Genomic DNA, 11,378 nt, shown 5'->3' on the forward strand with positions numbered 1-11,378 from the left:
GGGCCGCTGATCGTTCCCACGCTCTGCGTGGGAATGCCTGTTGCGACGCTCCGCGTCACGCTTGGGGGACGCAGAGCGTCCGGGGCTGCATTCCCACGCGGAGCGTGGGAACGATCTCAACTTACGGTAATGCGCCAGATGCCGAATGGCTGATGCCACGGTTCGATGCGCATCCACTGGGTCTTGCCGTACCAGGTCCAGCGGTGGCCGGTCATCAGGTCTTCGCCCTGGGTCTGGGCATCGTCCGGCAAGCCCAGCTCCCACAGCGGCAACTCGAAATTGGCCTCCTGGGCGTTGAACGGGTCGAGACTCACGGCCACCAGGATAAAGTTGCTGCCATCCTCGCTGCGTTTGCCGAAGTACAGGATGTTGTCGTTCCACGCGTTGTAGAGTTTGAGCCCCAGGTGCGTCTGCAAGGCCGGGTTCTGCCGGCGGATGCGGTTGAGCTGGGCGATCTCGGCAATGATGTTGCCCGGCGCCGTGAAGTCTCGCGGGCGGATCTCGTACTTCTCCGAGTCCAGGTACTCTTCCTTGCCCGGCACCGGGGCCGCTTCGCACAGTTCAAAACCCGAGTACATGCCCCACAGGCCTGAGCCCATGGTGGCCAACGCGGCGCGGATCAAGAAGCCGGCGCGGCCGGATTCATGCAGGAAGCCGGGGTTGATGTCCGGGGTGTTGACGAAGAAGTTCGGCCGGAAGCACTCGCGCCACGGCGACTCGTTCAGTTCGCTCAGGTACTCGCTCAACTCTGCCTTGGTGTTGCGCCAGGTGAAGTAGGTGTAGCTCTGGGAGTAACCAACCTTGCCCAGGCGCGCCATCATCGCCGGGGTGGTGAAGGCTTCGGCGAGGAAGATCACTTCGGGGTATTTAGAACGCACATCGCTGATCAGCCATTGCCAGAACGGCAGCGGCTTGGTGTGGGGGTTGTCGACGCGAAAGGTCTTCACGCCCTCTTCCACCCAACCGACCACGATGTCGCGCAACTCGACCCACAGGCTGGGAATCGCGTCGGCCGCATAGAAGTCGACGTTGACGATGTCCTGGTATTTCTTCGGCGGGTTCTCGGCGTATTTGATCGTGCCGTCGGGCCGCCAGTTGAACCAGCCCGGATGCTGTTTGAGCCACGGGTGGTCCTGGGAGCACTGGATGGCAAAATCCAGGGCGATTTCCAGGCCATGGTCGGCGGCGGCCTTGACCAGGTTGCGGAAATCCTCACGGGTGCCCAACTGCGAATGGATCGCCTCGTGGCCGCCCTCTTCGCTGCCGATGGCATACGGGCTGCCCGGGTCGTCCGGCCCGGCGGTCAGGGAATTGTTCTTGCCCTTGCGGTGGCTGCGACCGATCGGATGGATCGGCGGGAAGTACAGCACGTCAAAGCCCATGTCGTGGATCATCGACAGCCGTGAGTGCACATCGTTGAATGTGCCATGGCGCGCGGGATCGTCGGTGATCGAGCGGGGAAACAACTCGTACCAGCTGGCAAATTGCGCAGCCTCGCGCTCTACATCAATCGGGTACACCGGGCTGATGCTCAAATAGGCGCGGTGATCGGCCTGGGTCATCAGGTGTGCACTGTCTTCGTGCAGGAACAACGCGACCTGCTCGGTTTCCAGCAAACCGGAGAGTTCGTGGTGCAGCAACATCAAGCGGTCACGCAGCTCATTGTCACTGCGCTCGGCGGCTTGCAAGACCTGGCTGCGACCTTCCTGCAACTCCAGGCTGACGGGCACCCCGGCCTCGTGTTTCTTGCTCAGTTCGTAGCGAAAGCTGGCAAACGTGTCGATCCAGGCTTCGATGCAATACTCATGCGGGCCCTGGGCGGTCACGGTGAATGCGCCTTCCCAGCCGTTGTTGCCGACATCGGTCATCACCACGCTGTGCCAGCTTTCTTCACTGCGCGGGCGCCAGCGGATCATCACCGCAAGCTTGTCGTGGCCATCAGCGAACACCTTGCTGGCAACCTGCACGCGCTGGCCAACCACAGCCTTGACGGCGAACTCGCCGCCATCGATCACCGGGGTCGTGCTTTCAATCGCGATCCTTGGCAGCAACAGTGCCTGGGACAGCGGTAATGTGGAGGTTGAATCGTCTTGAGTCAGTGTTTCAGCAGTCATCGAGCATCTCCCCTTAACGCCCAGTGGACGCTCTTGTGCTTGATTCAAATTCTGAAACGACGCCACTCTCCCTGAGCAGGGCCGTCTAGGTTCCGAGCATGCCGACGAGTGAAAAGTTCAGGCGGATATCCCGCCATCGGGCGGGGAATCAAATCCACCACGCGATTGTCCACCGATAGAGCAAAGCACAAAGGAGGCCATACCGATGAATATCCCTATTCCGGCTGAAACGCCTGATCCCAATATAGATAAGCCCACATTACCGCCGACCGAACCCGACCCGGTTCCCGAGCAGGAACCGCCAGGCACACAGCCACCACCGGTGGAGGAACCACCGACGACGATGCCGCCGGTGATTGTCTGAAGAGACCGATCACAGGAAGTAAAAAGCGGAAGCTTCAGGCTTCCGCGTTTACTTGAATCTATAAGCTGCAACTTCATTCACAAAAAATTATAAAGAACTGTCAAAACCGACAGTATCAACCGAGACGAACGCCGCCCATGATCAAAGTGTGCGACGCGCGAACAACAGAACAATAAAACCTCTCGGAGATACCTCATGAAAAGAACAGCCGCCTACCTGCTGCTTTTCCTTTGCACCTTGACCGCCTGCACCACCGAACCCTCCGGCCCGCTCGATACGGAAATCGCAAGCAAATTAAACAACCGCTACCAGGACACCGCTGCTCAGTGTGCCGATGGCCTGGCCCTGTATCACTGCAATGGGGTGCTTATTCGCGTCACTGACAGCCTCATAGCATCGCCCGGCGAGCTTGAGCGCAATGCCGCCGCATTCTCTTACCTGCGAGCCGACCTGGGTATCAGGAAGCTGTTTGCACGGGACGCTGGCGTAATAATGTCGGCATTGCCCTCCACCGCAGCGGGCCCAATCAGCGTGCGCTGCTCTTTTCCCACCAATGGTGCGACAGGTGACCGCCCGGATGGATGCGGCGAAACTTCCAGGGAGCTGCCAGGCTACCAGCGTGAATGGAGCCGGCACTGCGATGAGCAAGGCGTGGTGGATGGCCCCACCTGGCTGGCCCACTTCAACAAAGTCAAACCGGCTTATTTTTTTATGTGTGCGTTTCGTGGATCGGTGCAGCAGTTTTCTCTAAGCATCACTGTCAGAAAACTGATGCCGGCAAACTATATTGAAGATTGGAATGAAGTCGTCACCTCAGCCTGGACAGTGTCCGAGATTGATAAAGTCCCCTTCCAGGCTTTCTTCTATAACGCTGCCAACTTGCCAGGAAGAGATGCGGCCAAGAAACTTCAGCGCGAGTATTACGGCTATACGCAGCGCCTGCTTCCGGTGGTTCGTGTTGACTTGCTCGCTCAAGACCAACGCATATTCGCGTATCACAAAGAAGATCAAATCACCATTCCGGTACGGTGATCAGTCCAGCAGGAGCGTGAAGTTGCACACGCCTCGATATCACGCTGTCAGCCCATTCACGCGCGACCTGATGAAACATACGGCGACTAATTCTTTTCCAATAGCCTGACGATTCTTGGCATCACACTGAACACCGCCAAGGCCAACAACGTGCTGAGTACCGCCGTGGATTCCCGCCCCATTCCCGCCGCCACCCCAATGGCGGCGGTCATCCACAAGCCGGCGGCGGTGGTCAGCCCTTTGACGTGCTGACCCTCCTCGTCTTCCTTGCCCTTTAGGATGGTGCCGGCGCCAAGAAAGCCGATGCCCGCGATCACGCCCTGCAGCACACGGCTCATGGCGTCTGCCTGGGAGCCGGACATGCTCGGCACCAACACGAACAGCGCGGCGCCCAGGGCCACGAGCATGTGGGTGCGTACCCCGGCGGCCTTGCCTTTCTGTTCGCGCTCGTAACCCAGGATCCCGCCCAATATCGCCGCAATCAGCAGCCGAACGGTGATTTGCGTGAGTTGCCGGGCATCGCCGATATCGGCAAATTCCGCTTGCAGGGTTACCCAGACTTCATGCCACCAGGCGTCCATGGACGTTTCCTTGTTGGGGGTCGATAGAACATGGACAGCATCGACCGTCAGTCAGTTGCGCAGAACCATTGCCTGCGCATCCCACCCTAATCAGTAATAGCCCACAAAAAGGAGATCGATATGCCCGTACGTATCGAAGGTCAGCAATGTTTCTTCACCGTCGATGTGGACGGCCACGAGAAACAACTGGAAGCCACCCATGTCACGGTCGAAACCGACAGCGAGAAATCCATGTCGTTCGTGAAGCTGAACGGTGACCGCACCTATATCACCGAAGCCGAAGCCGACGCATTGACCGTAGCGGGTGCCAAAGACGGCCGTAAGCACTTGAAAGCTACCGACGGTGATTCGGTGATTTGATTGACCTGGATCAGCCCCGCCTCAAAAGCGCTGCACCCCGCGCACCACCGGGTGCAGCACATTGTCGCAGGCATGCACGGGCGGCCCATCTGATCCGCTTTTTATCGCCATACCTGAGTCTGTTATGCAAACAGAGCGCCGGTCATAGTTCATCTGCCTGATGGAGGCTGATGAGCGAAAGACCATGAGCGATAGAATCCCCGTCCGAACCGTAGAAGTGTTTGAGCCTGCACATCCAAAGAAGATGAAGGCCAAATCCAGCGACAACCTGATTCACACCCGCAGTTTTACCGGCCTGTTCCGTACCTTGCGCGTGGCAGGCGCGGGCTTTCTGTTCCTGGCATTTTTCGGCACCGTGTGGCTGAACTGGGGCGGACGGCAGGCGGTGTTATGGGACCTGGCTGAAAGCAAATTCCACATCTTCGGTGCCACGTTCTGGCCCCAGGATTTCATCCTGCTGTCGGCGCTGTTGATCATCTGCGCGTTCGGCCTGTTCGCCATCACCGTATTCGCAGGGCGTGTGTGGTGTGGCTATACCTGCCCGCAAAGCTCGTTTACCTGGTTGTTCATGTGGTGCGGAAAGGTCACTGAAGGCGAGCGAAACCAACGCATCAAGCTGCAAGCTGCGCCCTGGAGCCTGGACAAGCTGGCGCGGCGCTCGGCCAAGCACACGCTGTGGCTGGGGATCAGCGTGCTGACCGGGCTGACATTTGTCGGCTACTTCACGCCGATCCGGCCGCTGGCCGAGGAGCTGCTGACCTGGCAGATGGGTGGCGTAAGCCTGTTCTGGGTGCTGTTCTTTACCGGCGCCACCTACATCAACGCCGGCTGGCTGCGTGAAGCGGTGTGCATGCACATGTGCCCGTATGCGCGGTTCCAGAGTGTGATGTTCGACAAGGACACCCTGACCATTTCCTACGACGTAGCCCGCGGCGAGAACCGTGGCCCGCGCAAACGAGACGTGCAACCGGCGGACGTCGGCCTGGGTGATTGCATCGACTGCCAGCTGTGCGTGCAGGTATGCCCCACCGGCATCGACATCCGTGACGGCCTGCAAATGGAATGCATCGGCTGCGCCGCGTGTATCGATGCCTGTGATTCGATCATGGATAAAATGGGCTATGCCCGCGGCCTGGTCAGCTACACCTCGGAGCATCAGTTGCAAGGTGGCAAGACCCATCTGCTCAGGCCACGCCTGATCGGCTACAGTGCCGTGCTGCTGGTGATGATCGGCGCGCTGGTGGTGGCGCTGGTAGAACGCCCGATGGTGTCGCTGGACGTGACCAAGGACCGGGGGATGTTTCGCGAGAACAGTGACGGCTTGATCGAGAACATCTACAGCCTCAAGGTCATCAACAAGACCCAGCAGCGCCAGGATTACCGCCTGGAGCTGATGGACGGCGACGGCTTCCAGCTGCAGGGCAAGACCGAGATCAGCCTGGCACCAGGTGAGATTACCGATGTGCCGGTGTCGGTGGCGATGACCGCAGAGAAGCCCGCCAGCAGTTCGCAGACGATCCGCTTCAAGGTCTCGGACGTGGATGAGCCGTGGATTTACAGCGCGGCGGACAGCCGGTTTGTGGCGCCATTGAATCGCTGAGCCCAGCTTTCAGCAACACTGGAGATCAAAATGTGGGAGCGGGCTTGCTCGCGAAAGCGGTGTGCCAGTCAATGGATACATCAACTGAAAGATTGCTTTCGCGAGCAAGCCCGCTCCCACCGTTTGATCTGTGTTCAATCAGCAAAATCTGTTCAAAGCACTGAGCCCCAATGAAACGCTACGAGAAATTCGCCGACGACATCGCAGAACTGATCCGCTCCGGCGTGCTCGGGCCCGGCCAGCGCGTGCCTTCGGTGCGTTATGCCAGCCAGACCTACGGTGTCAGCCCGTCCACGGTGTTCCAGGCGTACTACCTGCTGGAGCGACGCGGGCTGATCCGCGCCCGGCCGCGCTCCGGGTACTTCGTCAACACCCATGCGCCCAGCCCGTTTTCCGAGCCGGTGGTGAGTGCCCATGTGCACGAGTCCACCGAGGTGGACGTCAGCGAATTGGTGTTCTCGGTGCTCGATTCCATCAAGGACCCGCAAACCGTGCCCTTCGGCTCGGCCTTCCCCAGCCCGACGCTGTTCCCGCTGCAACGCCTGGCCCGTTCCCTGGCCAGCGCCAGCCGGGAAATGGACCCGCGCATGGTGGTCACCGACATGTCGCCGGGCAACCCGCAACTGCGCCGGCAAATTGCCTTGCGCTACATGGTGGGCGGGCTGATGCTGCCCATGGAAGAACTGTTGATCACCAACGGCGCCCTTGAAGCACTGAACCTGTGCCTGCAAGCCGTGACCGAGCCGGGCGACCTGGTGGCCATCGAAGCACCGGCGTTCTACGCCAGCCTGCAAATCCTCGAGCGCCTGAAACTCAAGGCGGTGGAAATCCCCGTACATCCGCGCGATGGCATCGACCTCAAGGTGCTGGCGCAAAGCCTGGAGCGCTACCCGATCAAGGCCTGCTGGTGCATGACCAGTTTCCAGAACCCGATGGGCGCAACCATGCCCGAGGCCCGGAAACAGGAACTGGTGGAGTTACTGCGCTGCCACCAGGTGCCGCTGATCGAAGACGACGTGTACGCCGAGTTGTACTACGGTCAACAGGCGCCCAAACCGGCGAAGGCGTTCGACACCGAAGGCCTGGTGATGCATTGCGGCTCGTTCGCCAAGAGCCTGGCTCCGGGCTACCGCATCGGCTGGGTCGCCGCGGGACGTTATGCGCAGAAGATCGAGCGGCTGAAATTGATGACGTCGCTGTGTGCCTCGATGCCCGCCCAGGCGGCGATTGCCGATTACCTGCAACACGGCGGGTACGACCGGCACCTGCGTAAATTGCGTTACGCGCTGGAAGAACAGCAAAGCGCCATGCTCGCCGCCATCGCGCGCTATTTCCCGGCGCAGACACGGGTCAGCCAGCCTGCCGGCGGGTACTTCCTGTGGCTGGAATTGCCGGAGCAGACCGACTCGTTGAAGTTGTTCCAGATGGCGCTGGCCCAGGGCATCAGCATCGCACCGGGACCGATCTTCTCGCCGACACAGCGCTTCAGGAACTGCATTCGCTTGAACTACGGCAGCCCGTGGGATGAGTCGTGTGAGAAGGCGATGGAGACGCTGGGGAAGATTGTGCGGTCGTTTTAACCTACGGATGGGAACCGTAGCCGGGCTAAGAACCACACAGGAGTGCGCTATTTCTTACGATAGAAAGAGCGCATTCACTTGGTTCACATCAGAGATGCCTTATGACTATTTCTTCAGCTGCCGGCCTGCGACCCCTTCCCGTTCCTCCCCACTATATGCGTGCCGCAGAGCAGCAACAGGTGCGCGAAATGACAGGCGCTACCGGGCGCCCCGCGGGAGATCATCGATCAAGTGACCAGATTACCGAACAAAGCCCTGTGCTGAAGAACTTCCTGGATAACCGCGACCACTACGAAGTGAGCGATGACCTGAAGCGCCAGGTGGGTGACTGGAGCGCGGCCAACCAAGACCCGGACTCTCGCGCCGACGCCACCTACAACCTGGATAAGGTACTGCGATTTATCGACAACGTGGACGATCTCAAATTAAGCGCCAGCCATAGCCGCAACGGTGTCCTGGACGGTTTTTCGAATCACGGCTACGCCATTCATCCAGACTCGGAGGCCAGCCTGCTCAAGGCGTTTTCCCTCAGGGGCTATGAAGCGCTGCGCGGCGCTTGATACCTGGGCTGTGGCGAGCGGCGTGCCCCTCGCCACAGGCGGTACAAAACTACCGACCGCCCGCCAGGTCAAGAAAGGTTCCCGTCGCATAGGACGCCTTGTCCGAGAGCAGCCAGATAATCCCTTCCGCGACTTCCTCTGCACGCCCGCCACGGGCCATGGGGATGCCCGGCTCAAGCTTGCTGACCCGATCCGGGTCGCCGCTCAGGGCGTGGAAGTCGGTGAAAATAAACCCGGGACGCACGCCATTGACCCGGATCCCCTCGCCCGCCACTTCCTTGGAGAGCCCGAGAGTGAAGGTATCCAGCGCGCCCTTGGACGCGGCGTAATCCACATATTCCCCCGGCGAGCCCAACCGGGCGGCGGCCGATGAAACGTTGACGATGCTGCCGCCCTGCCCGCCATGCTTGGGCGACATGCGCAGCAGCGCATGCTTGGCACACAGGATCGGCCCCAACACATTGGTCCTGAGGGTCTTCAGGATGCGGAACTCGGACATCTCATCGACCCGCGACTTGTGCCCGACGGTACCTGCGTTGTTGACCAGTGCCGTCACCCGGCCCAGTTCGGTATCGACCCGGTGGAACAGGCCAATCACTTCGTCTTCAATGCTCACATCAGCCCGCACGGCAATCGCCTGGGCGCCGAGGGCACGCACTTGCTCAAGTACGCGGTGGGCGGCGTCTTCATCGGCCTGGTAATTGATACAGATGCGATAGCCCTGGGCGGCGGCCAGCAGCGCCGTGGCGGCGCCGATCCCACGACTGCCACCGGTGATGACGACGACTTTGTCCATGTGTAAGGTCTCCTGGTTCAACGTGAGCTGATGGATCCAATACTACCTGCGCCCTGCAGGTTTTGCATGGGCTCACATCACCGAATGCACACTCACCACCTGCTCGGCGCGCTGGATGTCGGCCATGAAACCCTCGGCCGGCAACGGATGCCCCAGCAGATACCCCTGAAGCGAATCGCAGCCCAGCCGGGTGAGGAAGCTCTGCTGTGAGTCGGTCTCTACACCCTCGGCCACAATGCGCAGGCCCAGGGCCTGACCGAGGGCGACGATGGCCGAGACGATAGCGGCGTCGTCGCTGTCGTGCTCCAGGTCACGCACAAATCCCCGGTCGATCTTCAGCTCATTGGCCGGCAGACGCTTGAGGTACATCAGGCTCGAATAGCCGGTACCGAAGTCGTCGATGGACAGGTCGACGCCCATGTCCGAAAGCTTCTGCAACACCGTCATGCTCGCGTCGGCATCGCTCATGGCGGTGGTTTCGGTGATTTCCAGGGTCAGGCTGTTGGCTGGCAAGCGGTGGCGTTCCAGGGCAGCGGCGACACTCTTGACCAGCCCGGCGTGGCAGAACTGCAACGCCGACAGGTTCACGGCAATGCGCCAGTCGTGATAGCCCTGGGCATACCACACCTGCATCTGGCGGCAGGCTTCGTTGAGTACCCATTCGCCGATGGGGATGATCAGCCCGGTCTTTTCCGCCAGCTCGATAAACTTGTCCGGCAACAACAGGCCTTGTTGCGGGTGCTCCCAGCGCAGCAGCGCCTCGGCACCGACCGGGCGGCCGCTGATGGCGTCGAACTTGGGCTGGTAATAAAGCCGGAACTGCTCGTGCTCCACGGCATTGCGCAAGTCCTGCAGCAGTTGCAGTTGCTTGCGCGCATTGGTGTTCATCGACACGTCGAAAAAGCTGTAGCCGTTCTTGCCCATGCCCTTGGCGTGATACATCGCCGCGTCGGCGTTCATCAGCAGTTCCTGGGGCGTGGCGCCGTTGCCGGGGAACAGTGCGATGCCGATGCTGGCGGAGATTTTCAGCTCATGCTCGGCGACGTGGAAGGCCTGGTTGATCATGCCCACCTGGCGCTCGGCCAGGCGCAACGCATCGTCGGGCTGGCCCAATTGCACCAGCAATACAAACTCGTCACCGCCGATGCGGGCCAGGGTGTCCTGGCTGCGCAAGTCTTCGCGCAGGCGCAGACCGACTTGCTGCAGCAGCTGGTCGCCCATGTGGTGACCAAAAGCGTCATTCACCGGCTTGAAGCCGTCCAGGTCGATAAACATCAGCGCGAAGCAGCCGCCCTCTTCGTTCACCCGCTGTATCGCCTGCTGGATCCGGTCGGCGAGCAGGGTGCGGTTGGGCAAGCCGGTGAGCATGTCGTGCAGGGCCAGGTGGGTGAGTTCCTGGTTGGCCTGGGTCAGGGAGTCGGCCAACACCGCGGTGCGGGCTTCCAGGCGGGCATCGGCCAGGGAGGTCAGCAGCGCGATGATCAACACTGCCAGGGTGGTAACCAGCACCAGGTTATCCAGGCCCTTGCCACTCAAGCCGTCCAGGGCCGCGCCGCAGAAGCTGCCATCGGCGAAACGCGCGGCGGCCATGCCGGTGTAGTGCATGCCGACAATCGCCACGCCCATCACCATCGCCGCCCCGCCTCGGGCCAACCGCACATACGGCGTGTTGCGCCGCAGGTTGAAGGCAATCCACAACGCCGCCGCCGACGCACCCACGGCAATCAGCAACGAGGCGGTGAACAGCGTGGGGTCGTAGTCGATGCCGGGGGTCATGCGCATGGCGGCCATGCCGGTGTAGTGCATGGCGCTGATGCCGGCGCCCATGATCAATGCGCCAAATGCCAGTTGCCACGCCGGCAAACGCGGCTGGCTCACCAGCCACAAGGCAAAACCGCTGGACAGGATCGCGATCAACAACGACAGCGCCGTGATGCCGACGTCATAGCCGAGGCTGATGGGCAGGCGGAAGGCGAGCATGCCGATAAAGTGCATCGACCAGATGCCCACGCCCATCGCCAGCGCGCCGCCGCCCATCCACAGGTACACCGCGCGGCCCCTGGCAGTGGCGATGCGGCCGGTCAGGTCCAACGCCGTATAGGATGCGAGGATCGCGACGAACAGGGAAATCAGGACCAGGGCGGGGGAATAACTACCGGTGAGCATGGGACTTCTCGTGACCTATGGGCCGAACGGCATCCGTGCCGGGCTGAAAAGTCAGGGATTGTAGCGAGAATAAATCTTGTACACCTGAAATATTGTCGTATAGCCATCATTCAAAATTTGACGCCAATCCGCTGGCTCAAAAACACCGCAGAACCCTTGTGGGAGCGGGCTTGCTCGCGAAAGCGGCGGGTCAGTTCATACACAGTTGACTGACCCACCGCTTTC

At 60.7% G+C, this 11,378-nt stretch carries 10 protein-coding genes; 6 read left to right on the top strand and 4 right to left on the bottom strand.

What is annotated here, in order from left to right:
- Nucleotides 1-116: 116 nt before the first annotated feature.
- Nucleotides 117-2,114 carry an alpha-1,4-glucan--maltose-1-phosphate maltosyltransferase gene (locus AC3WKX_RS07620; protein WP_102605565.1) on the bottom strand — a complete coding sequence of 666 codons (1,998 nt, stop codon included), beginning with the start codon at nt 2,112-2,114 and terminating at the stop codon, nt 117-119.
- A gap of 205 nt (nt 2,115-2,319) precedes the next feature.
- On the opposite strand from AC3WKX_RS07620, the gene AC3WKX_RS07625 reads away from it, so the two are divergent.
- A complete protein-coding gene (locus AC3WKX_RS07625) occupies nt 2,320-2,478 on the top strand; it encodes a hypothetical protein (protein ID WP_166742161.1) in 159 nt (52 codons plus the stop codon).
- A 195-nt stretch (nt 2,479-2,673) separates the two neighbouring features.
- Nucleotides 2,674-3,510 (top strand): hypothetical protein, encoded by an 837-nt coding sequence (locus AC3WKX_RS07630; RefSeq protein WP_102605566.1) that lies wholly within the window; start codon nt 2,674-2,676, stop codon nt 3,508-3,510.
- Between the two features lie 86 nt (nt 3,511-3,596).
- On the opposite strand, the gene AC3WKX_RS07635 is transcribed toward AC3WKX_RS07630, so the two are convergent.
- On the bottom strand, nt 3,597-4,091 hold the full coding sequence (locus tag AC3WKX_RS07635; RefSeq protein WP_087692384.1) for an MgtC/SapB family protein: 495 nt from the start codon (nt 4,089-4,091) through the stop codon (nt 3,597-3,599).
- A 120-nt stretch (nt 4,092-4,211) separates the two neighbouring features.
- On the opposite strand from AC3WKX_RS07635, the gene AC3WKX_RS07640 reads away from it, so the two are divergent.
- The 4 genes from AC3WKX_RS07640 to AC3WKX_RS07655 all read left to right on the top strand — a co-directional run bounded on the left by AC3WKX_RS07640 (nt 4,212) and on the right by AC3WKX_RS07655 (nt 8,191).
- Nucleotides 4,212-4,451 carry a DUF3203 family protein gene (locus AC3WKX_RS07640; protein ID WP_003207514.1) on the top strand — a complete coding sequence of 80 codons (240 nt, stop codon included), beginning with the start codon at nt 4,212-4,214 and terminating at the stop codon, nt 4,449-4,451.
- Between the two features lie 184 nt (nt 4,452-4,635).
- The gene (gene ccoG, locus AC3WKX_RS07645) at nt 4,636-6,051 is read left to right on the top strand and encodes a cytochrome c oxidase accessory protein CcoG (protein ID WP_102605567.1); all 1,416 of its coding nucleotides are present in this window, start codon (nt 4,636-4,638) and stop codon (nt 6,049-6,051) included.
- A 170-nt stretch (nt 6,052-6,221) separates the two neighbouring features.
- Complete coding sequence (gene mapR, locus AC3WKX_RS07650; RefSeq protein ID WP_102605568.1) at nt 6,222-7,631, top strand: GntR family transcriptional regulator MpaR; 1,410 nt, start codon at nt 6,222-6,224, stop codon at nt 7,629-7,631.
- Between the two features lie 188 nt (nt 7,632-7,819).
- Nucleotides 7,820-8,191, top strand: coding sequence for a hypothetical protein (locus AC3WKX_RS07655; RefSeq protein WP_008435173.1), 372 nt, complete (start codon nt 7,820-7,822; stop codon nt 8,189-8,191).
- A gap of 49 nt (nt 8,192-8,240) precedes the next feature.
- Here AC3WKX_RS07655 and AC3WKX_RS07660 read toward each other — a convergent pair whose 3' ends face one another.
- Complete coding sequence (locus AC3WKX_RS07660) at nt 8,241-8,987, bottom strand: SDR family oxidoreductase (protein WP_008435175.1); 747 nt, start codon at nt 8,985-8,987, stop codon at nt 8,241-8,243.
- 72 nt (nt 8,988-9,059) lie between these two features.
- A complete protein-coding gene (locus AC3WKX_RS07665) occupies nt 9,060-11,153 on the bottom strand; it encodes a putative bifunctional diguanylate cyclase/phosphodiesterase (RefSeq protein ID WP_003207505.1) in 2,094 nt (697 codons plus the stop codon).
- Nucleotides 11,154-11,378 lie beyond the last annotated feature (225 nt).

The sequence above is a fragment of the Pseudomonas sp. GP01-A4 genome (genome assembly GCF_058780865.1).